Annotated in this window: 18 protein-coding genes and 2 tRNA genes; 8 read left to right on the top strand and 12 right to left on the bottom strand. The window is 65.9% G+C overall.

What is annotated here, in order from left to right; genetic code table 11:
• On the top strand, positions 1-1,393 hold a 1,393-nt coding region (locus U1E69_RS02920), incomplete at its 5' end, for an MFS transporter (protein ID WP_322242717.1).
• Here U1E69_RS02920 and U1E69_RS02915 read toward each other — a convergent pair.
• From U1E69_RS02915 to U1E69_RS02900, 4 genes are all read right to left on the bottom strand, one after another.
• Complete coding sequence (locus tag U1E69_RS02915; protein ID WP_322242715.1) at positions 1,386-2,153, bottom strand: DUF2189 domain-containing protein; 768 nt, start codon at positions 2,151-2,153, stop codon at positions 1,386-1,388. The genes U1E69_RS02920 and U1E69_RS02915 overlap by 8 nt on opposite strands.
• Positions 2,154-2,203: 50 nt before the next feature.
• A complete protein-coding gene (gene prfB, locus U1E69_RS02910; protein ID WP_322242713.1) occupies positions 2,204-3,331 on the bottom strand; it encodes a peptide chain release factor 2 in 1,128 nt (375 codons plus the stop codon).
• Between the two features lie 88 nt (positions 3,332-3,419).
• Positions 3,420-5,975: a PBP1A family penicillin-binding protein gene (locus tag U1E69_RS02905; protein WP_322242711.1), complete on the bottom strand. Its 2,556-nt coding sequence runs from the start codon at positions 5,973-5,975 to the stop codon at positions 3,420-3,422.
• A 101-nt stretch (positions 5,976-6,076) separates the two neighbouring features.
• Positions 6,077-7,285 (bottom strand): N-acetylmuramoyl-L-alanine amidase, encoded by a 1,209-nt coding sequence (locus U1E69_RS02900; RefSeq protein WP_322242709.1) that lies wholly within the window; start codon positions 7,283-7,285, stop codon positions 6,077-6,079.
• Between the two features lie 139 nt (positions 7,286-7,424).
• On the opposite strand from U1E69_RS02900, the gene U1E69_RS02895 reads away from it, so the two are divergent.
• Together U1E69_RS02895 and U1E69_RS02890 are read left to right on the top strand one after the other, a co-directional pair.
• The gene (locus U1E69_RS02895) at positions 7,425-8,177 is read left to right on the top strand and encodes a DsbA family protein (protein ID WP_322242707.1); all 753 of its coding nucleotides are present in this window, start codon (positions 7,425-7,427) and stop codon (positions 8,175-8,177) included.
• A gap of 140 nt (positions 8,178-8,317) precedes the next feature.
• Positions 8,318-8,653: an SMR family transporter gene (locus U1E69_RS02890; protein ID WP_322242705.1), complete on the top strand. Its 336-nt coding sequence runs from the start codon at positions 8,318-8,320 to the stop codon at positions 8,651-8,653.
• Between the two features lie 6 nt (positions 8,654-8,659).
• On the opposite strand, the gene U1E69_RS02885 is transcribed toward U1E69_RS02890, so the two are convergent.
• Entirely contained in the window at positions 8,660-9,859 is a 1,200-nt protein-coding gene (locus tag U1E69_RS02885; RefSeq protein WP_322242704.1) for an MFS transporter, read from the bottom strand.
• A gap of 97 nt (positions 9,860-9,956) precedes the next feature.
• On the opposite strand from U1E69_RS02885, the gene U1E69_RS02880 reads away from it, so the two are divergent.
• The gene (locus U1E69_RS02880) at positions 9,957-10,847 is read left to right on the top strand and encodes a LysR family transcriptional regulator (protein WP_322242702.1); all 891 of its coding nucleotides are present in this window, start codon (positions 9,957-9,959) and stop codon (positions 10,845-10,847) included.
• A 127-nt stretch (positions 10,848-10,974) separates the two neighbouring features.
• Here U1E69_RS02880 and ispG read toward each other — a convergent pair whose 3' ends face one another.
• The 3 genes from ispG to hemA all read right to left on the bottom strand — a co-directional run bounded on the left by ispG (position 10,975) and on the right by hemA (position 14,762).
• On the bottom strand, positions 10,975-12,099 hold the full coding sequence (ispG, locus tag U1E69_RS02875; protein ID WP_322242700.1) for a flavodoxin-dependent (E)-4-hydroxy-3-methylbut-2-enyl-diphosphate synthase: 1,125 nt from the start codon (positions 12,097-12,099) through the stop codon (positions 10,975-10,977).
• A gap of 62 nt (positions 12,100-12,161) precedes the next feature.
• Positions 12,162-13,409 carry a helix-turn-helix domain-containing protein gene (locus U1E69_RS02870; protein WP_322242697.1) on the bottom strand — a complete coding sequence of 416 codons (1,248 nt, stop codon included), beginning with the start codon at positions 13,407-13,409 and terminating at the stop codon, positions 12,162-12,164.
• A gap of 120 nt (positions 13,410-13,529) precedes the next feature.
• Complete coding sequence (gene hemA / locus U1E69_RS02865; RefSeq protein ID WP_322242695.1) at positions 13,530-14,762, bottom strand: 5-aminolevulinate synthase; 1,233 nt, start codon at positions 14,760-14,762, stop codon at positions 13,530-13,532.
• Positions 14,763-14,962: 200 nt separating this feature from the next.
• Between hemA and U1E69_RS02860 the strand changes: the two genes are divergently transcribed.
• Both U1E69_RS02860 and U1E69_RS02855 read left to right on the top strand, forming a co-directional pair.
• Complete coding sequence (locus U1E69_RS02860) at positions 14,963-16,342, top strand: M20/M25/M40 family metallo-hydrolase (RefSeq protein ID WP_322242693.1); 1,380 nt, start codon at positions 14,963-14,965, stop codon at positions 16,340-16,342.
• Entirely contained in the window at positions 16,342-16,794 is a 453-nt protein-coding gene (locus U1E69_RS02855) for a GNAT family N-acetyltransferase (RefSeq protein ID WP_322242691.1), read from the top strand. The genes U1E69_RS02860 and U1E69_RS02855 overlap by 1 nt, the downstream gene beginning before the upstream one ends.
• A gap of 77 nt (positions 16,795-16,871) precedes the next feature.
• Here U1E69_RS02855 and U1E69_RS02850 read toward each other — a convergent pair whose 3' ends face one another.
• The 3 genes from U1E69_RS02850 to U1E69_RS02840 all read right to left on the bottom strand — a co-directional run bounded on the left by U1E69_RS02850 (position 16,872) and on the right by U1E69_RS02840 (position 17,700).
• Positions 16,872-17,096: an RND transporter gene (locus U1E69_RS02850; protein ID WP_322242689.1), complete on the bottom strand. Its 225-nt coding sequence runs from the start codon at positions 17,094-17,096 to the stop codon at positions 16,872-16,874.
• A gap of 80 nt (positions 17,097-17,176) precedes the next feature.
• Complete coding sequence (locus U1E69_RS02845) at positions 17,177-17,539, bottom strand: hypothetical protein (RefSeq protein ID WP_322242687.1); 363 nt, start codon at positions 17,537-17,539, stop codon at positions 17,177-17,179.
• Positions 17,540-17,623: 84 nt separating this feature from the next.
• Positions 17,624-17,700, bottom strand: a tRNA-Asp gene (locus tag U1E69_RS02840).
• 253 nt (positions 17,701-17,953) lie between these two features.
• On the opposite strand from U1E69_RS02840, the gene U1E69_RS02835 reads away from it, so the two are divergent.
• Together U1E69_RS02835 and U1E69_RS02830 are read left to right on the top strand one after the other, a co-directional pair.
• Complete coding sequence (locus U1E69_RS02835; RefSeq protein ID WP_322242685.1) at positions 17,954-18,262, top strand: hypothetical protein; 309 nt, start codon at positions 17,954-17,956, stop codon at positions 18,260-18,262.
• Positions 18,263-18,304: 42 nt separating this feature from the next.
• The gene (locus U1E69_RS02830; protein WP_322242682.1) at positions 18,305-20,137 is read left to right on the top strand and encodes a leucine-rich repeat domain-containing protein; all 1,833 of its coding nucleotides are present in this window, start codon (positions 18,305-18,307) and stop codon (positions 20,135-20,137) included.
• An 88-nt stretch (positions 20,138-20,225) separates the two neighbouring features.
• Here the strand turns inward: U1E69_RS02830 and U1E69_RS02825 are convergent.
• A tRNA-Asp gene (locus U1E69_RS02825) sits at positions 20,226-20,302 on the bottom strand.
• Positions 20,303-20,361: the final 59 nt, after the last annotated feature.

Below are 20,361 nucleotides of genomic sequence, written 5' to 3'. Positions count from 1 at the left end.
CTGTGCCGAGGGTGACCGGCGCATCCTCCTCTGGGCCGCGATCCTGGCCTCGTCGATGGGATTCATCGACAGCTCGGTCACGTCGATCGCCCTGCCCGCCATGCGCGAGGCGCTGGGGGCGTCGCTCCCCCAGGCGCAGTGGATCAACGCGTCCTACCTTTTGGCAGTGTCCGCCTTGGTGCTGGTCGGCGGGGCGATGGGCGACCGTTTCGGGATCGCGCGGATCTTCTCGCTGGGCATTTTCGTTTTCGTGGCGGGGTCGCTGGCCTGTGCCTTTGCCCTGACACCGGAACAGATGATCGCCGCCCGCGCCGCCAAGGGGGTCGGGGCGGCGATGATGGTGCCGGGGTCGATGGCGATGATCTCGCGGGCCTATCCGCGCGCCGAACGCGGCCGGGCGCTGGGGCTCTGGGCCGCCGCCTCGACCCTGACGACGGCGCTGGGGCCGGTGCTGGGCGGCATGTTCGTCACCTGGGGCGGCGAGCTTGGCTGGCGGATGATCTTCGCGCTGAACCTGCCCCTGGGCCTGGTCGCGCTGTGGCTGGTCCGGGGCCGGACGCCGGGGGACATCGGCAAGCCGGGTGTGCGGGTGGACCTGCCCGGCGCAGGGTTGGCGACGCTGGGCCTGGGACTGATGGCCTGGGCGCTGACCGACGCCGCTGTCCCGGCCTGGGTCGCGCTGGCCGCCATTGCCAGCCTTGCGGCCTTCCTGGCCTGGGAGGCCGTCGCCCCTGCCCCGATGCTGCGGCTGGGCCTTTTCCGTAACCGCACGCTGGCGGTGACGAATGTGGTGACCTTTATCCTTTATTTCGCCTTGAACGGGGTGATGTTCTACCTGCCGATGACCGCCGTCACCGCCTGGAACGTCACCGCGCTGGAGGTGACGGCGGCCTTCCTGCCGATCTCGGTTCTGATCGGCGTGCTTTCAGCCCCCGCAGGCCGCATGGCCGACCGCTTCGGCGCAGGGGCATTGATGGCCGCCGGTTCGGCGCTGGTCGCCTGCGCCTATGCAGGACTGTGGCTAGCCGCGCCCACGGGCCAGTTCTGGACCCATGTCGTGCCGCTGACAGCCCTGGCGGGTCTGGGGCTGGGTCTGGTCGTGGCTCCGCTGACGGCGGCGGCGATGCAGGGGGCCGAGGATGGCGAACAGGGTGCGGCCTCGGGGGTGAACAACGCCGTGGCGCGGGTGGCGGGCCTGATTGCAGTGGCGCTGTTGGGACGGATGGCGGCAGAGGCCTATGGGCCAGGCGTGCCGGGCTTTGGCGTTGCGGGCGACAGCGCGCAGCATCTTGCTGCAACCGGGGCCGCCTTCGGCACGGTGGCGCTGATCTCCAGCCTGATGGCTGCGCTGGCGGCGGTGCTGGCGCTGCTGGTCAAGCGTCCCGTCAGGTGATCGCGCGGCGGTAAAGGTGCCAGCTGGCGTGGCCGAACAGCGGCAGCACCAGGAACAGGCCCAGGAACCCCGGCAGCATCCCCAGAAACAGGCAGAGCCCGATCAGCGCGCCCCAGCCCAGCATGACGCCGGGGCTTTCCTTGACCAGCGCAAAGCTGGTCAGCATGGCGGTCACGAAATCCACCTCACGGTCCAGAAGCATCGGCAGGCTGACCACGGTCAGACTGAACAGAAGCGTCGCAAAGACCCCGCCCACCGCCGTGCCAAAGGCCAGCATCATCATCCCCTCGGGCGTCAGGAACACCGCCAGCGAGGACGACACATTGGTCATCGTCGCATTGCCCAGGAACAGGGCGAAGATCATGTGCGACAGAAAGTTCAAGAACAGGAAGTAGACCACGATCACCGCCGCGATGGCCGGGATCTGCCGGTCCTTCTGGCGGAAGATCACGCCGAAGACCTGACTGGCCACCAGTGGCTCGCCCGCTTCCAGCCGCCGGGAGATTTCATAGAAACCGCAGGCGATGAAGGGGCCCAGGATCGGGAATCCGGCGCTTGCGGGCAGGGTCCACCAGACCTGGCCCTTCGTGGTCATCGCCCACAGGATCAGCCAGCCGCCAAAGACATAAACCGCCGAGAACGCAAGGCCCAGCACCGGCGCGCGTTTGAAGTCGCGCCAGCCTGCCGCAAGGCTGATCCAGAGGTCAGAGGCCTCGACCAGGTTGATTTCCGGGGTGGCCGGTGGATGTGTGACGCTCATGCCCAAATGTTAAGCGCGGGGCAAAGCGTCAGGCAAGGGGTTTGCAGCCGTCAGTCGACGTCCGCGAAATCGCCGCGCTTCTTGCCGCTGGCGTTCAAGGCCAGCGTGGCCGCCATGAACCCGTCAAGATCGCCGTTCAGCACGCCTTGGGTGTCCGACGTCTCGTGCCCGGTGCGCAGGTCCTTCACCATCTGGTAAGGCTGCAACACGTAAGACCGGATCTGGTTGCCCCAGCCCGCGTCGCCCTTGTTTTCATGCGCCTCGTTGATGGACGCAGTGCGGCGGTCCAGTTCCTGCTGATACAGGCGGCTTTTCAGCGCTTTCATCGCGATGTCACGGTTCTGGTGCTGGGATTTCAACGACGAGGTCACCACGATCCCCGACGGGAAGTGGGTGATCCGCACCGCCGAGTCGGTCTTGTTGACGTGCTGGCCGCCCGCGCCCGAGGACCGGTAGGTGTCGATGCGGATGTCCTTGTCCTGAACCTCGATCTCGATGTTGTCGTCGACGACCGGATAGACCCAGACCGAACAGAAGCTGGTGTGACGGCGGGCCGCCGAGTCGTAGGGCGAGATGCGGACCAAACGGTGCACCCCGGCCTCGGTCTTCAGCCAGCCATAGGCGTTCTTGCCACTGATCTTGTAGCTGGCCGACTTGATCCCTGCACCGTCGCCTTCGCTTTCCGACTGCAGTTCGACGGTGTAGCCATGCGCCTCGGCCCAGCGGACATACATCCGCGCCAGCATCGAGGCCCAGTCGCAACTTTCCGTGCCCCCGGCCCCGGCGTTGATCTCCAGGAAGGTGTCGTTGGCATCCGCCTCGCCGTCCAGCAGCGCCTCAAGCTCTTTCGCTTCAGCGACCTTGACGAGGTCGGTCAGCGCAGCCTCGGCCTCACGCACGATTTCGGTGTCGCCCTCGGCCTCGCCCAGTTCGATCAGTTCGACGTTCTCCTTCAACCCGCCGTCGATCAGCTTGTAGGCGTTGACCGCATCCATCAGCGCCTGGCGGTCGCGCATCAGCTTTTGCGCCTTGGCCGGGTCGTTCCACAGGTCGGGGTCTTCGATCATCGCATCGAATTCTTCCAGCCGGTGCGGCGCGGTTTCCCAGTCCAGCCGCTGCGCCAGAAGCTTCAGCGTCTTCTCGACGGCCTCGATATTGGCTTGGGTTTCGGCGCGCATGGGTCGGGTCCAGTCCTTGATCTTGGGCGAGCGTCATAAGGCTTTGACCGCGCCCCGGCAAGGGCGCGGCCCGGTTGGGTCTGCGGTGTCAGTAAAGCCCGCCCGAGGAAACGGTGCCGAAATCGGCCTTCTTCGGCACGACGACCTGCTCGCCCTCGGAATTGGTGACGGTGGTGCCCTGATCGCCACCGCCAGCCTCGCCCTCGCCATAGGCGAAGAGGGGAAGATTCTCGCCCATCGCGAAGCCGCCGTCGACGACAAGGCCGATGCCGATCAACGCCTCTTCACCCTCGCGGAAGTATTCCGAGACGACGTTGTCGCCGGTGGCATCGTCGGGCAAGGGCCTGCCGCTGAAGCGGTCGATCTTGCGGAAGTAGCCGCCCGGGGGGACCCGGAAGTCGCCGCCACCATACTTCTTGATCGCGTCTTCCATGAAGTCCTGGAAGACCGGAACGCACAGCGTGCCACCGAAGGCGCTTTCACCCAGGGTGCGGGGTTGGTCGAAGCCGATGTAGCAGCCTGCCACGATGTTCGAGGAATACCCCACGAACCAGACATCCTTGGCATCGTTCGTCGTCCCGGTCTTGCCCGCGATGGGGACCGGCAGGTCCAGCCGACTGGCCGAGCCGCGCTGCACGACGCCCTGCATCATGCTGGTCAGCTGATAGGCGGTGATCGCGTTCATCACCCGCTCGCGGTTGGTGTCGATCTTGACCCCCTGCCCCGCCGGCAGGTTCGCGTCGCCGCAATCTTCGCACACCCGCTGGTCGTGGCGGTAGATCGTCTTGCCGAAGCGGTCCTGCACGCGGTCGACCAGCGTCGGCTCCACCCTTTCGCCACCGTTGGCGAACATGGCGTAGGCCGCGACCATCTTGAAGAGAGTGGTCTCCTGCGCGCCAAGCGAGTTCGCCAGGAACGGCCCCATCCGGTCATAAACCCCGAAACGCTCGGCATAGCCCGCAACGGTCTGCATGCCGATTTCCTGCGCAATGCGGATCGTCATCAGGTTCCGGCTCTGCTCGATGCCCGTGCGCAGGGGCGTCGGGCCGTAGAACTTGTTCGACGCGTTCTTCGGCGTCCAAAGGCCCTGCGGCGTCTCGATCTCGATCGGGGCGTCAACGACGATGGTCGCGGGGGTGAAACCGCTGTCCAAGGCCGCTGCATATACGAAGGGCTTGAAGCTGGAGCCCGGCTGGCGCGTCGCCTGGGTGGTGCGGTTGAAGACCGAGTCCTGGTAGCTGAACCCGCCCTGCATCGCCAGCACGCGGCCGGTGTTCACGTCCATCGCCATGAAGGCGCCCTGCACTTCGGGGACCTGACGCAGCGACCAGCGGTTGAAGGTGCCGTCGTCGTTGGTGACGGCGCGGACAAGGACCACGTCGCCGACCGCGACCAGATCGCCCGCGACCTTGGCCTTCTTGCCAAGCTCACCGCCCTCCAGCCGCTTGCGCGCCCAGGTCACGTCCTCGGCGGGGATGAAATGGCCGTCTTCATCGTCCATCACGCCTTCGATGCCGATGCGGGCGTCATTCTCGCCCACCTCCAGCACCACGGCGGGGAACCAGGCGTCCACGTCGCGCGGGACCTCAAGCGCGGCCAGCGCGTCGCGCCAGGCCTGTTCCGAGCCCAGAACTTCGGCGGGCAGGGTCTTGCCGGTCCCGCGCCAGACGCCCTGGTTGCGATCGTATTGTTCCAGCCCGCGGCGCAGCGCCTCGGCCGCGGACTTCTGCAGAGCCTCGTCCACAGTGGCGCGGATGGTCAGGCCGCCGGAAAAGAACTGCTCTTCCCCGAAGGTGCCCGACAGCTGGCGGCGGATTTCGTCGGTGAAATAGTCGCGCGGCGGCAGCGATTCCCGGAAGGCCTCGTATTCGCCGCCTTGCACGGTTTCCAGCGGGGCCGCGACGGCTTCGTCATAGGTCGCCTGGTCGATGTAGCTGTTGTCCAGCATCTCGCCCAGCACGTAGTTGCGGCGCGCAATGGCATCTTCGCGCTGGCGGACCGGGTGCAGGTTGCCGGGGCGCTGCGCCAAAGCGGCCAGATAGGCGACCTCGGCCGCGGACAGGTCGGACAGCGCCTTGTTGTAATAGGTCTGCGCGGCCGAGGCGACACCGTAGGAGTTCTGACCAAGGAAGATTTCGTTCAGGTACAGCTCAAGGATCTTTTCCTTGCTCATCGCGGTTTCGACCCGCGCGGCCAGGATGATTTCCTTGATCTTGCGCTCGGCGGTGCGGTCCGAGGACAGAAGGAAGTTCTTCATCACCTGCTGGGTGATGGTGGACGCGCCCCGGCAGCGCCCGCCTTCCAGGCACTGCACCAAAGCCACCACCATGCCACGCGTGTCATAGCCCTGGTGGGTGTAGAAATTCTTGTCCTCGGCGCTGATGAAGGCCTGCTTCACCAGATCGGGAATATCCTCGGCCGCCACGAACAGCCGCCGTTCGCGGGCGAATTCGTCGATGATCTCGCCCTCGCCGGAATAGATCCGGCTGATCGTCGCGGGGGTGTACTGCGCCAGATTCTCGATCGAGGGGAGGTCGCGGGAATACATGTAGAAGATGCCGCCGACGGTCAGCGCCCCAAAGACCGCCCCCAGCGTTGCCGCCGAGAAGACGGCGCCCAGAACATTTCCGACAAACCTAAGCACGAAGACCCCTTTTCTCTGCGCCCCCGCAGTATACCAGACGCGGCCCGGCGTCAAAACCTTGGGCGGTCACAAATATCTGTCCGGGCGAGGTTCCGCAGGGGTCAGGGATTGGCCGCAGCCCGCAATGCCGCGTCTTCCTCGGACCAGGTGACCAGCGCGGCAAGCAGCGCCTCGGCCAGCGTCGCGCGCCAGGAAGGGTCGGACAGCCGCTTGAAATCGCGGTCCGAGGACAGGAACCCGACCTCCAGCAGAACCGAAGGGATATCCGGCGTCTTCAGGACCGAGAACCCGCCCGACTGCTGCGGGCGCCGGTGCATCCGGATTTCGGCCGCCTTGATCGCCCCCACCATCGCCTGCGCCAGCCGGTCGGTGCGGGGCGCGGTTTCGGTGCGGGCCATGTCCATCAGGACCTCGGCCACCACGTCGTCCTGGTCCGTCAGGTCCACGCCCGCCAGCAGATCATCGCGGTCATGCCGTTCGGCCAGCGCCGCCGCCGCCTCGTCCGAGGCCTCAGCGGCCAGGGTATAGACTGTGGCCCCCTGCGCATCGCCCTCGGCCAGCGCATCGGCATGCAGCGACAGGAAAATATCCGCCTCGGCCTCGCGCGCGATCGAGGTGCGGGTCTCCAGCGGCACGAAGACATCCTCGTCGCGCGTCATCACCCCGCGGAAGCGGCCGTCGCGCAAGAGGACCTCTTTCACCTCGCGCGCGAAGGTCAGCATCAGCGTGGCCTCATTGGTGCCGTCGCGTTCGGCACCGGGGTCGATGCCACCGTGACCGGGGTCCAGCACCACGACGAGGGGACCGTTGCCCTGCGGCAGGGGCGGCATCAGTTGCGCCGCCTCGGGCATCGCCCAGTCCGGCAGGTCGGGCCGCGCGGCTTCGGCGGCAAAACTGGCCGCATCGGTGGGTTCCAGCACAATCTCCAGCCGGGTCGTCTCTCCCGTCGTCATCTCGGCGCGGGCGACCTTGTGCGGACCTTCCAGCTCCAGCACCATCCGCGACCAGCCGGGACGGAAGCGGCCCGCCCGCAGCGAGACACCGGGCTTGACCACGGCCAGCGCCTCGGCCCCCTTCCAGTCGACCTCGCGCGCGTCGATCACCAGCCGGGGCGGGTTATCCATCAGCCGCAGACGCCAGGGCACCGGCTGGCTCAGCTCCAGCCGCAACTCCAGCCCGCTGCCGGTGGCGACGATCCCCGACCGCATCGGGTTCACCTTGGCCAGCGCCGACAGGTCCTGCGCAGCCACGGGCGACCCCGCAAACAGGGCCAGAAGAAGGGTCAGAAGCAGGGATTTCAGCAGGGTCATCGCCGCCTTATCCCCGCTTGGCCACGGTTTGTAAATTCCACCCGCGCCCGCCGGATCACAAAGCGGCGAGCGGCTTGTCTTGCCGCAAGGCCCCCCCTATCGTCGGCGCGCCGCAAATCCGCGGCTTGCAGGAGCCTTCATGACCCGTCTTGCCCTTGGCCTGATCGCCGGCCTCGCAGCTTTCCCCGTCCTTGCCGAGGAACCGGCCGCCGCGACCATGACCGAGGCCGAGCGCAAGGCCTTCCGCGACGAAGTGCGGGCCTATCTTCTGGAAAACCCCGAGGTCCTGATCGAGGCGATGGACGTCCTGCAGCAGCGCGAAGAGCTGGCCGGGCTGGACCGTGACACCCAGATCATCGCGGCCAACAGCGCGCGCATCTTCGCCAATCCGAATGACTGGGTCGGCGGCAACCCCGATGGCGACATCACTCTGGTCGAGTTCATGGATTACCGCTGCGGCTATTGCCGCAAGGCCTATGACGAGGTCGAACAGCTGATCGCGACCGACGGCAACATCCGCTTTGTGGTCAAGGAATTCCCGATTCTGGGCGAGGCGTCGATGCTGTCGGCCCAGTTCGCCATCGCGCTGAAGCAGCTGCACGGCGACGAAGCCTACGGCAAGGCGCATCACGCCCTGATCGCCCTGCGCGGCGAGCCCACTGTCGAGACACTGACCCGGCTGGCCACCGACCTTGGGTTCGAGCCGCAGCCGATCCTTGACCGGATGGACGCGCCCGAGGTGATGGCGGTGATCCAGGACAACTATGCCCTGGCCGAGATGATGGACATCACTGGCACGCCGGCCTTCATCATGGGCGATGGCGTGATGCGCGGCTATGCGCCCCTGGACATCATGCGCGACTTTGTCGCCGACATGCGCGCAGACGGCTAAGCCAGCCGCTGCACGGGGGGTCTGCACGGGGGGCCACCGGTCTTTGCCGGTCCCGCCCCTGCAAACGTCGCAGGACGGCTCGACTTGCGCCCAAGCCTCACGCAGGATGCGGGGAACCCAGTCCCTTGTCGAGCAGGCGCATGACCCGGACCTACCTTATCCTGCTGGCCGCCATCGTGGCCGAGGTCATCGCCACGACCGCCTTGGCCCGGTCAGAAAGCTTTACACGCCTCTGGCCCTCGCTGGTGGCGATCTTCGGGTATGCGGTGGCGTTCTGGCTGCTGTCCTATCCCTTGCAGGTGATGCCCACCGGGGTCGTCTATGCGATCTGGTCGGGCATGGGGATCGTGCTGATCAGCGGCGTCGCCTGGATCTGGTATCGCCAGACCCTGGACTTTGCTGCGATCCTGGGGCTGGCCTTCATCCTGGTGGGGGTCCTGATCGTGAACCTCTTCTCGAAGTCGATCCCCCACTAGGGTGCCTCAAGCCTCGACCGCCGTCGGCTCGGGCCGCAGCGCATGGGCGACCCAGAGGCCGACGCCGATCACGACCAGACCGCCGCCCACCGCCGCGAAGGTTCCGGCCAGCCCCAGCCAGGCCACCAGCGGCGCCGACACCAGGGGCGAGGCGAACTGGCCCAGGAAGAAGGCCGTCGTCAACAGCCCCGAGGCCCGGCCCCGCATCGTCGCCGGAACCCGCGCCATGAACCAGGTCGTGTAGTTGGGCATCGAGATCCCCATCCCCAACCCCGCGATCAGCGAGCCCCAAAGCACTCCGTGCCAGTCCGTCGCGGTGGCATGGGCCAGAAAGCCCACGCCGATCAGCACGAAGGACAGCCCGAAGATCGTCATCGCCGACAGGCGCGCCCGGATGCGACCATACATCAGCGACACCGGGGCCGAGACGGTGACAAGGGCCGCCATCAGCGCGCCGACGACCAGCGGACTGGTGGTCCCCAGCGCCTCCAGATGGAACGGCAGCCGGGTGGGGGTGACGTAAAAGGCGACCTGGAACAGGAAGGCCAGGGGCGCGATGAAGGCATAGGCCGCCCAGGGGAAGCGGTCGGCGGTGGTCTGGACGGGCTTTGGCTGGTCACGCTCGGCCGCGATCCGGCGGGCGTGCGGACCAAGTGCCAGGAAGGCCAGCGCCGCGATGGGCAGGATCAGCGCATAGACCGCGAAGGCCCCGCGCCAGTGATAGCTGGCCAAGAGGCCCCCCAGCAGCATGAAGACGATCCCGGCACCCGAAATCGCCGCCCCCTGCATCCCCAGGAACCGCGCCCGCTCTGGCCCCTGCCACAGATCGCTGGCCCAGGTCATTCCAAGGTTCATCGTCCCCGCGACCCCCAGCCCCAGCGCCAGCCGCCCGGCCAGCATCGCCCAGACGCTGTCCGTCCAAAGACCCGAGGTCCCACCGACGGCATAAAGCACCGCCGTGACCAGAAGCAGTTTCTGCCGGTCCCAGCGGTCGATCAGCACCCCCATCAGCCCCGCCGACAGGACAATGGCCAGCGATGGCAACGTCACGATCAGCCCGGCCAACGTGTCGATGTGCGGCACATCGGCATAATGCGCGCGCAGCCCCGGCAAAGATGAGGCAACCGTCGCATTTGCCATGATCGTCATCGAGGCCAGGCCCAACACAGCCAGCGTGACCGCCCGGCTGGGCGGCGTTTCGGTCATCCGGTTCATCGGGGGTCCTTCGATCTTGTCTTGTGCAAGATGCCAAAATCCACCATTCTGGACAAGCCAGCCATTCTTGTAAGGTGCGTCCCGATTTATGGATAATGACCTCGACCTGACCGCCCTGCGCGGCTTTCGGACCGTCTTGCGTGAGGGGTCCTTCTCTGCCGCCGCCCTGGCCTTGCGGGTGCCGAAATCCACCCTGTCGAAGCGCGTCGCCGATCTGGAAAGCCATCTTGGGGTCCGGCTCATCGAACGCTCGACCCGGACCCTTCGCGCGACGCAAGAGGGCGAGGTGCTGGCCGCCCGCGCCGACCGGCTGCTGGGCGAGGCCGAGGATATCCGCCGGGCCTTGGGCGAATCCGGTGGCACCCCGCGCGGGCATCTGCGGCTGGCCGTGCCGCAGGTGATCGGCAACCTGCTGATCGGCCCCATCGCCGCGCGCTTCCGCACCCTTCACCCCGAGGTGACGCTGGAGATCCACTTCCTGGACCGCGCGCCCGACCTCCTGGAAGAAGGCTTTGACGGCTGCATCCGCTTTGGTCCGATGGAGGATTCAAGCCAGGTCGCCCGGCGCCTGCTGCATGGCCAGGCGATGCTGGCAGCCTCGCCCGACCTTCCCGGCCTGGACACATTGCGCCACCCGACGGACCTCGTGCGCTTTCCGATGGTCGGGCTGGCCGCGCTTTGGGCCGGTGGGCTGCCGCTGGGCAACGGAACCGAAGAGATCACCCTGCCCTTCGCGCCGCCCCTGCGCCTTGGCTCACACCTTGCGGTCCGCGATGCCGTGGTCGCCGGGGCCGGAATCGCGCCCCTGCCCGGCATGATCGTCCGCGAGGAAATCGCCCAGGGCCGCCTTGTGCATGTGCTGCCCGAGTGGTCCACACCGCGCAAGGCGATCTTTTTCGTCTACCCCTCGGCCCAGTCGGTCACCGCGCGCCTGCGTGCCTTCATCGACCACCTGGCGCAGGAATTGGGCGAAGATTAGCCCGGCACCCGGTCCGCTCGTCGATGACTGCGTCACTCCTCGCTGGCGCACCGACGAGAAGACGAAGTCGCACGAGGAGGGGTCTTTGGGAGGGGTCTTTGGGAGGGGTCCTTGGGAGGGGTCTTGCCTACTCTGCCGCCAGCTTTTCGGCCGCCTCGATCTCGGCTGCCTTCGCTTCGACCAGCCCGACGATGTGGTCCACCATCCGGTCGTTGGACAGCGTATGGTCCTGCTTGCCGGCCAGGTAGACCATCCCCTTGCCCGCCCCGCCGCCGGTAAAGCCGATGTCGGTCATCAAGGCCTCACCCGGGCCGTTCACCACACAGCCGATGATCGACAGGCTCATGCTGGTTGTGATGTGGGCAAGCCGCTCTTCCAGCGCCGAGACGGTCTTGATCACATCGAACCCCTGCCGCGCGCAGGACGGGCACGAGATGATCGTCACCCCCCGGTGCCGAAGGCCCAGCGATTTCAGGATCTCGAAGCCGACCTTCACTTCCTCGACCGGGTCCGCCGACAGCGACACCCGGATCGTGTCGCCGATTCCCATCCAAAGCAGGTTGCCCAACCCGATGGCCGACTTCACCGTGCCCGAGACGAAGCCCCCGGCCTCGGTGATCCCCAGATGGATCGGCGCGTCGGTCGCGTCGGCCAGCTGCTGATAGGCCGCGGCGGCCATGAAGACGTCCGACGCCTTCACGCTGATCTTGAATTCGTGGAAATCGTTGTCCTGCAACAGCTTGATGTGATCCAGGCCCGATTCCACCATCGCGTCGGGACAGGGCTCGCCATACTTGTCCAGAAGATGCTTTTCCAGCGACCCGGCGTTCACCCCGATGCGGATCGAGCAGCCGTGGTCCTTTGCGGCCTTCACCACCTCGGCCACGCGGCGGGCATCGCCGATATTGCCGGGGTTGATCCGCAGACAGGCCGCCCCGGCCTGAGCGGCCTCGATGGCGCGCTTGTAGTGGAAATGGATGTCCGCGACGATCGGGACCGGGCTTTCCGCCACGATCTCGCGCAAGGCCCGCGTCGACTCCTCATCAGGGGTGGAAACCCGGACGATGTCGGCCCCGGCCACTGCACAGCGCTGGATCTGCTCGATGGTCGCCGCCACGTCGGTCGTCAGCGTGTTGGTCATCGTCTGGACGCTGATCGGCGCATCGCCCCCCACCAGCACCTTCCCGACCCGGATCTGCCGCGAGGGCCGACGCTGGATGTTGCGCCAGGGGCGGATGGGGTTGTGCGTCATGGGATCAGGCTCCGTGTCTTGCCGCTGCAGCATAAGCCGCAAGGGCAGTCGCGGCAATCCGCCTATTCGGTCGCAGCTTCGGGTGCAGCGTCAGGCGCCGTCAAGGCGGGCACCACGTCCGAGGCATCCGCCGTCGCAAAGCGCGCGAGGTCCTCATCCGCAGCCGGATCGGCCTGGGCAAAGCTTTGCGTCAGCGCTTCGGGCGATAGCGGAATATCCTTGGCCACCTGTGCGCCGGGCGCTACCGGACCGTAGGTCAACCCATCGACCACAAAGTAGATCGAGCCAGAGTTGCCGGTCCGGAACACAGCAGCGGTTTCCAGCGGCGGCACGACATAGCGTTCGCCGGCATCAAGGATCTTCTCGAAGAGGATGGTGCCGTCTGCGGCGTTCACCCGCACCCAGGACGGACGCACGGCCAGGACCTCGATGCCCTGCTGCGCTTCGGCAACGACCTGCACGTCGCCGCCGACCGCCTGGTCGATGGCCTGGTCCACGGCGTCGGCTTCGGCGACCTCGGCCAGGACACCCGCTTCGCGCGGGTTGATCGCGGCAATCGGGCCGTCGCGTGAGGTCAGGACGGGCACGTCCAACGCCTGGGGCCGGTAGAGCCGGTCCAGCACGTCGCTGTTGGCCGACCCTTCGGCACTGGCCACAGCTTCAGCCGCAGGTTCCGCCGGGCGGGCTGCAGCGATCTGCGTGCCCGCGGTTCCGGCGTTCGACAGGGGATCAATCTCGGCCACCACGGACGGAGCTTCGTCGACCGGTGCCAGCTGCACGCGCTGCACTTCCTGCAGCACCGACCAGCCGCCATAGCCAATGGCACCGATCAGCGCGACCAGCACGGCGATGGAGCCCACGGCCCCGGGTTCGATATGCGACCAGATCGCCTCGCCCCGCGGGATGAAGCTGGCATTCGGGTCGCCCAGCGGGTCCGAATATTCGGCCCGCGCCCGGGCCTTGGCGAACTGCTGCGGTGCAGCGGCCGAGGATAGCCCATGCGACACGGTATAGCCCGCTTCGGCGCAAAAGCGTTCGAAGGCCCATTCCGGGTCCATCGCCAGATAGCGCGCGTAGGACCGGACGTAGCCTGCGACAAAACCGGGGGTCTCGAAAGCCGAGAGATCGGCATTCTCGATGGCGGCGATATAGGTGGCCTTGATCTTCAGCTCGCGCTGGACGTCAAGCAGGGACTTGCCCAGCGTGGCACGCTCGCCGCGCATAAGATCGCCGAGTCGCAACTCGAAGTCGTCAAAGCCCTTTGGCTTGTCCTCTTCGGTTGTCGAAGGTTTCGACCTCCAACCGATCATCTGCCCGCTGTCCCCTTCGGTGCACCCGTCCGCATGGTCGCCTTCCCCAGCGACTCACATCGTTGTTCGTATTGGGCAAACAGTAACATAGGACAAGGGCTTTTCCACGGGCCAAAGCCCTTAGGCGACCTGTTCGGCGCGATTCAGCGCACAATGCGACCAGAGTGCGTCCATCGCACGCACCAGTTTGTCGATCTCGCCCGGCCCATGCACCGGCGAGGGCGTAAAGCGCAGCCTTTCCGTCCCGCGGGGAACAGTGGGGAAGTTGATCGGCTGGACGTAGATGCCGTGGTCTTCCAGCAGCATGTCGGACAGCATCTTGCAGTGCACCGGATTGCCCACGTGCACGGGCACGATGTGCGACCCGTGGTCGATGATCGGCAGGCCCATCGCCTTCAACCGGGTCTTCAGGATCGTGGCTTGCGTCTGGTGCCGCACCCGCAGCGCGCGGCCGCCCTCGCCCTTCAGGAAGCGAACACTGGCGGCTGCACCTGCAGCAACCGCGGGCGGCAGGCTGGTCGTGAAGATGAACCCGGGCGCATAAGAGCGCACCGCGTCCACCATCCGCGCCGAGGCCGCGACATATCCGCCGAACACGCCGTAAGCCTTGGCCAGCGTCCCGTTGATGATGTCCACCCGGTGCATCTGCCCGTCCCGTTCGGCCACGCCCGCGCCACGGGGGCCGTACATGCCGACGGCGTGCACTTCGTCCAGATAGGTCAGAGCGTCGAATTCTTCCGCCAGATCGCAGATTTCCTTGATCGGGCCAAAGTCGCCGTCCATCGAGTAGATCGATTCGAAGGCGATCAGCTTCGGGGCCGCCGGATCGTCCTGGCTTAGCAACTCGCGCAGGTGGGCCACGTCGTTGTGCCGGAAGATCCGCTTCTCGCCACCACCACGCCGCACGCCCTCGATCATGCTGGCATGGTTCAGCGCGTCGGAATAGATGATGAGGCCCGGGAAGATCACCCGCAGCGTCGACAGCGTCGCGTCATTGGCGATGTAGGCACTGGTAAAGACCAGTGCGGCCTCTTTGCCATGCAGGTCGGCCAGTTCCGCCTCCAGCCGCTTGTGCCAGACTGTGGTGCCCGAGATGTTCCGCGTGCCGCCCGAGCCTGCGCCCGTCGCCTCCAGCGCCTCGTGCATCGCGGCCAGCACGTCGGGGTGCTGACCCATGCCCAGATAGTCGTTGCCGCACCAGACGGTGATATCCTTCTGGCTGCCATCGGGCTTGGTCCACACCGCATGAGGGAACTGCCCTTTCGCCCGTGCGATGTCGATGAAGGTGCGGTAGCGCCCCTCGTCGTGCAGACGTTGCAGGCTGGCGTCGATCGCGTCGGTGTATCTGGTCATGCGTTCCGGTTCCTTTTGCGAAGGTTTTCGGCGAACCCTCGCTGCGGTGCCTTGATCTCGGTCAATCTCTTGCCGCTGCCAAGGGGGCGATTTGTCACCCCGCCCGGCCCCGGACGCGTCTGACATAGCCCAGCCCGCCCGCTCTGGACAGTCCCAACCCGCCTGCTAGGCTGGTTCTTGATCAAATCCCGGAGAGTGCCATGTCCCCGTCCCTCGACGCCGTCCTTGCCCGCATCGACGACACCCTGCCCCAGTCGCTGGACCGGCTGATGGAGCTGTTGCGCATCCCCTCGATCTCGACCGACCCGGCCTACAAGGCCGACTGTGCCCGTGCGGCGGATGTGCTGGCCGCCGACCTTGCGTCGCTGGGATTTAAGGCCCGCGCCGCCCAGACACCCGGCCACCCGATGGTCGTGGCCCACGGCGGCGAGGGGAAGCGGCACATCCTGTTCTACGGCCATTACGACGTGCAACCCGTTGATCCGCTGGAACTTTGGGACCGCCCCCCCTTCGACCCCGAGGTGCAGGACACGCCCAAGGGCAAGGTCATCCGCGCGCGCGGGTCCTCGGACGACAAGGGCCAGCTCATGACCTTCATCGAGGCCTGCCGCGCCTGGAAAGCCGTCTACGGGACGCTGCCGGGCAAGCTGACGATCTTTCTGGAGGGCGAAGAGGAATCGGGTTCCCCCTCTCTTGTCCCGTTCCTGGAACAGAACCGGGATGAACTCAGCTGCGACCTTGCGCTCATCTGCGACACCGGGCTGTTCGAAGGCGCGACGCCCGCGATCACCACCATGCTGCGCGGGCTGGCCAAGGCCGAGTTCACCATCCGCGCCGCCTCTCGCGATCTGCATTCCGGAATGTATGGTGGACTTGCACAAAATCCGCTGCACCTGATGGCGCGGCTTCTGGCGAATCTCCACGATGCGCAAGGCCGGGTGCAGGTGCCAGGCTTCTATGACGACGTGGACGAGCTTCCCGACGCCCTGCGCCAGCAGTGGCAGGCCCTGTCCTTCGACCATGCGACCTATCTTGGCGACGTGGGCCTGTCGGTCCCGGCCGGCGAACAGGACCGGACACCGTTGGAGAAGATCTGGTCCCGCCCGACGGCCGAGGTGAACGGCATGTGGGGTGGCTACAACGGCGCGGGCTTCAAGACCGTGCTGCCGGGCGAGGCGCATGCCAAGGTCTCGTTCCGCCTGGTGTCCCGCCAGGACCCGGAAAAGATCGTCGCCGCCTTCAAGACCTGGGCCGAAGCCCAGATGCCCGCCGATTGCGAGATCGTCTGGCACGGCGGCAGCGACGGCGCGCCTGCTTCGGTGATGGAAATCTCGGACCCCGCCTTCGAGGCCGCCCGGGGTGCCCTGACGGAAGAATGGGGCCGCCCTGCCGCCTTCGTGGGCGCGGGTGGGTCGATCCCCGTTGCGGGGTACTTCAAGACCATCCTCGGCATGGATGCGATGCTGATCGGCTTTGGCCGCGACGACGACCAGATCCATTCGCCGAACGAGAAGTATGACCTGGAGTCGTTCCACAAGGGCATCCGCAGCTGGGCCCGCATCCTGGCCCGCATCGCGTGATGCCAGCCCTGAAGGTTGAACTTCGCGACGCAAGGCCCGAAGATCAAAGTGATTTCCTGCGGCTTTGGCAGGGCTTCTGCGACAGCTACGACATGACCCTGCCGCCGGAAGTGACGGCCTTCACCTGGACCCGGCTGATGGACCCGGCAAGCCCGCTGACCGCCCGGCTGGCGGTGGTGGACGGCACTCCGCAGGGCTTTGCGATCCACCAGCACCACCCCTCGACCTGGGTTCTGGGCGACGACGGCTATCTGGAAGACCTTTTTGTCGCGCCCAAGGCCCGGGGCAAGGGTCTGGGCCGCGCGCTGATCGAGGATCTGATCGCCATCTCGCGGGCGCGGGGTTGGCGGCGGCTGTACTGGCTGACGGAAATCGAGAACGCGACGGCCCGTCACCTCTATGACCAGTTCTGCGACAACGACGGCCATATCCGCTATCGGATGACGCTGTAGCGGTCCAATCCGACCGGGACCCAAATTTCTTAAGCAAGAAATTTGTCAAAATCCTTACTCAAGGATTTTGCACGCGCCTACAGTCGGTTCAGGGCCAAGCGCGCGAGCTTTGCCGCCAGCAGCAGCCACGGCACCCCGTGCATCGCAAGGTCGAAGACATCCACGGGTCGCACCAGCGTTCCGGCGCCCAGCATCTTCAGCTTCTCCCAGAGATGCGGTTCCGGTGTGAACGGGGCCAAGCCAAGCGTCAGGGCCAGCACGACCAGCAGAAGGAGGGGCAACTTGTCCAGAAGTTTTGTCATCATCCGCGGCGCACCTGCTCTGGTGGGCGCAGCCTAGGCTGGACCTCTGGAAGGCCACAAGTCGACAGGATGGCGCAGGATCACCCGCAGCGGTTCCACATCACGGTCGAGCCATCGGGATAGTCAAAGCGCAGCGACTGCTTGTCCTCGGCCAAAGTCAGCACCGCCGAATCCACCCACTCGCCCCCGCCGCCCTGGTTCAGCAGCGTCGCCTCGACCTTGTTCGCCTCGCCCGGAAACTCGATCAGGTCGGTGATCTGGATCGCGAACTCTGCCCCCACCATGACCCCATCCGTCACCTCGATGCGCCCCAAACCGTCGCAGGTCATGCCTTCGGGCGCGTAAGTGCCGTTGAACTCAGGCCCCGGCGACACGGCGTCCGCCAAAGCAGACAGAGGGGTCAGCAGGACCAGGGCGCAGGCAAGGATATGACGCGGGATCATCGGGACCTCCAAGGACAGGTCCCACCCTGATAGGGGGGGCCGATCAGCCTGAAAAGGCTGGGAAACGTGACCCTGGAAGGAAGCTGGCGCGGTGGACGGGGCTCGAACCCGCGACCCCCGGCGTGACAGGCCGGTACTCTAACCAACTGAGCTACCACCGCGCGCTGAGGGGCCAGATAAGGGGTCACGCGGGGGGCGTCAAGCGGGAAACGGGCAGGTTCGGGTCGGATTTGCGCAAGGGCCAACGATCATGGTCAACTGCTTCAAGATCACTTGCAGACCAATTCGCCATCGCCCAGTCTGATGCTCTGGCCGGAGGTTGGCGGATTTGGCAGAGTTCACGCAGGAACAGGAAGACGCCGCCTACCGCGCCGCGTAAAGACCGCTCGCGAGAACGGGGCGACCGAGCTGGACTTGAGCGACTATGTCGACGTGCAGGTGGGTTCGGAAATCATAAGGCCCTTCTCGGCGCTGACGCGTTTGCCTCCCGAGATTTCAGTTCTGACCGAATTGCGTCACCTTTTGCTCGGTAGAACTGAAGTCAGCGATCTGAGCCCCTTGGCGGGACTGAGCGGGTTGCAAGGTCTCTATGTTGATGGCTCTCCTGTCGTCGATCTGGCGCCGTTGGCCGAACTCCACGACCTTAGCGATCTGTCACTTGATGACACCAGGGTCAGCGATCTGTCGATCCTCCGCTCCCTCACTGGCCTGCAATCGCTTTGACTGGACGACACGCAGGTCAGCGATCTGTCGCCTCTGGCAGCATTGACCCTGCTTCAAGTGCTGTCGTTCGACGCAACCCGCGTCAGCGATCTTTCGCCTTTGGTGGCACTTGGCAATCTGGAAAGCCTCTCTCTTAACGGAACGGATGTTGGCGACCTTTCTCCGATAGAAGGCCTGTCCAGCCTGGACCGCCTGTGGCTCGACGGCACCCAGGTCGGTGATCTTTCCGCGCTGCACGCTTTGACCAGCTTACGGATTCTGGACGCGAGTGACACCCAGATCAGCGACCTTTCCCCGGTCGTCGGCCTGACCAGACTGTCCAACCTGGGACTGAATGACACCCTGATCAGTGACGTATCGCCCCTTTCTGCCCTATCCGGATTGGCAACCCTTTCGCTTGAGGGAACTTTGGTCCGCGATCTTGGCCCCGTCGCGGCTCTGGCCGGATTGAAGCACCTGTGGTTGGGACGAAGCCGGGTAAGGGACCTTTCGCCTCTTGCTCATTTGGTAGGCTTGGAGCGACTATCCATCATCGGAACGGACGTCAGCGATCTGAAACCCCTGACACTCCTGACGGAACTGAGGCTCCTCCTCGCCGACCGGACGGGCATCAGCGACCTGTCGCCTCTCGCAAGCCTGACCAATCTGCAAGACCTGACTCTGTCCGATAGCGATGTGCGTGACATGCGTCCGCTGTTGAAACTGACCAATCTTGGCACATACGGTAGGCCGGGGCATGCTTTCACTGACACGCCTGCCACCCGCGCAGACCCCATCCTGAACGAGCTTTCGCGACTCGACGACGAAGCCGAGCGAGCCGAAAAGACCCTCGCCCACCTTGCCACCCTGCCCCCGTGGCCCGAACCGCTGGACCCACCCGAAACAGACACCTCGATCCTGACCGTCGAGGCCGTGCTGAAAAGTCAGTCGCCGCTGGGCTGGCGCTTCTCACCTGCCGATGGGGCGATGGAGGTCTACACCGAGGCGGGCCCCACGACCGCACTGCAAGAGCAACTTGCCCGGATGAGCGGGGAACGGGCGCAGACGCTGAAGGCGGCGCTTGCGGGCGCAAACCACGGGCTGCGCGGCGAGGCGCGGGTCGAGGTGGACCGCTTCACCGCCCTTCTGGACGACGGGTTGCGGCCGCTTTCGGCCCGCTCGGTAGAGCTTTGGGGCTCGCTCGTCGCGCTTGGCGGGTTGCTGGACGGGAACGACACCGGGCGTGTGCAGGGGCGCGACCCGCTGGACCTTCTATCGGTCGAACAACGCGCGGCGCTTCAGACCCTGTTGCAGATCGCCGGGAACCTTGTGCGCTCTTTCCCGGATGTCAAAGCGCTGGACGACAGCGCGGGCGGCTTCCTGCGCCGCGAAATCTCGATCGAGATGGTTGCGGCCATGATCGAGGCTGCCCTGCGCGCCACCTATGTCACGCCGGGCAGCGCCGCGCTGATGCAGCATGTCGCGGCCGTCGGGCTTTCGGATGGACCCCAGGCGGACAAAGCCACCAGTGTGTCCGTCCGCGGCATCGGCAACCTGATCCAGACCGCTGCGCTGATTGTCGGCAAGGGGTCGTTCAAGCTTGCCGGGGCCGCCGCGCTTGGGGCTGCGGGTTATGTCGGGGCGCAGGGTGCAGATCACTATGACCTCGATGAAGCCGCGTTTGCCTATTTCGAGGAGATCACTGATCTCGTCGAACCCTTCCTGTTCAACCTGCCCCCGGACGAGGCGGCCGTGCTGCAATCCACTCTGCATGACACGCGGGCCAAGCTGGACGCATGGGCGCGGCAGAAGACGGCGTCAGAGGACGTCCGTCGCGGGCTTGAGCAAGGACAAGACCGGGAAGACGGGCCTCGACAAGATCTCAAGAAGTTCTGAACGCCCACGCCCAACGCGTTGAGATCATTGGGATGTGGAAGAGCGTCCTGCGCGGACAGGGTTGACGTCAGTCCTGGTGAGGGAAAACTGGCGCGGTGGACGGGGCTCGAACCCGCGACCCCCGGCGTGACAGGCCGGTACTCTAACCAACTGAGCTACCACCGCGCGTGGAGGGCGGGATAGACGCTTCCCCCGGGGGCGTCAATGGGGGAAGCGCGGGATTT

The sequence above is a fragment of the Tabrizicola sp. genome, from assembly GCF_034366665.1.
GTDB lineage: Bacteria > Pseudomonadota > Alphaproteobacteria > Rhodobacterales > Rhodobacteraceae > Tabrizicola.
The sequence above is the reverse complement of the archived record's forward strand: the minus strand, read 5'-3'. Positions and strand labels throughout refer to the sequence as shown.

Excerpts from the sequence above, each read along its gene's own strand:
- U1E69_RS02845 (WP_322242687.1), bottom strand. The coding sequence starts at position 17,539 with ATGATCCCGCGTCATATCCTTGCCTGCGCCCTGGTCCTGCTGACCCCT.
- U1E69_RS02890 (WP_322242705.1), top strand. The coding sequence starts at position 8,318 with ATGACCCGGACCTACCTTATCCTGCTGGCCGCCATCGTGGCCGAGGTC.
- hemA (WP_322242695.1), bottom strand. The coding sequence starts at position 14,762 with ATGACCAGATACACCGACGCGATCGACGCCAGCCTGCAACGTCTGCAC.
- U1E69_RS02850 (WP_322242689.1), bottom strand. The coding sequence starts at position 17,096 with ATGACAAAACTTCTGGACAAGTTGCCCCTCCTTCTGCTGGTCGTGCTG.
- ispG (WP_322242700.1), bottom strand. The coding sequence starts at position 12,099 with ATGACGCACAACCCCATCCGCCCCTGGCGCAACATCCAGCGTCGGCCC.
- U1E69_RS02870 (WP_322242697.1), bottom strand. The coding sequence starts at position 13,409 with ATGATCGGTTGGAGGTCGAAACCTTCGACAACCGAAGAGGACAAGCCA.
- U1E69_RS02915 (WP_322242715.1), bottom strand. The coding sequence starts at position 2,153 with ATGAGCGTCACACATCCACCGGCCACCCCGGAAATCAACCTGGTCGAG.
- prfB (WP_322242713.1), bottom strand. The coding sequence starts at position 3,331 with ATGCGCGCCGAAACCCAAGCCAATATCGAGGCCGTCGAGAAGACGCTG.
- U1E69_RS02855 (WP_322242691.1), top strand. The coding sequence starts at position 16,342 with ATGCCAGCCCTGAAGGTTGAACTTCGCGACGCAAGGCCCGAAGATCAA.
- U1E69_RS02895 (WP_322242707.1), top strand. The coding sequence starts at position 7,425 with ATGACCCGTCTTGCCCTTGGCCTGATCGCCGGCCTCGCAGCTTTCCCC.
- U1E69_RS02900 (WP_322242709.1), bottom strand. The coding sequence starts at position 7,285 with ATGACCCTGCTGAAATCCCTGCTTCTGACCCTTCTTCTGGCCCTGTTT.
- U1E69_RS02860 (WP_322242693.1), top strand. The coding sequence starts at position 14,963 with ATGTCCCCGTCCCTCGACGCCGTCCTTGCCCGCATCGACGACACCCTG.
- U1E69_RS02880 (WP_322242702.1), top strand. The coding sequence starts at position 9,957 with ATGGATAATGACCTCGACCTGACCGCCCTGCGCGGCTTTCGGACCGTC.
- U1E69_RS02885 (WP_322242704.1), bottom strand. The coding sequence starts at position 9,859 with ATGACCGAAACGCCGCCCAGCCGGGCGGTCACGCTGGCTGTGTTGGGC.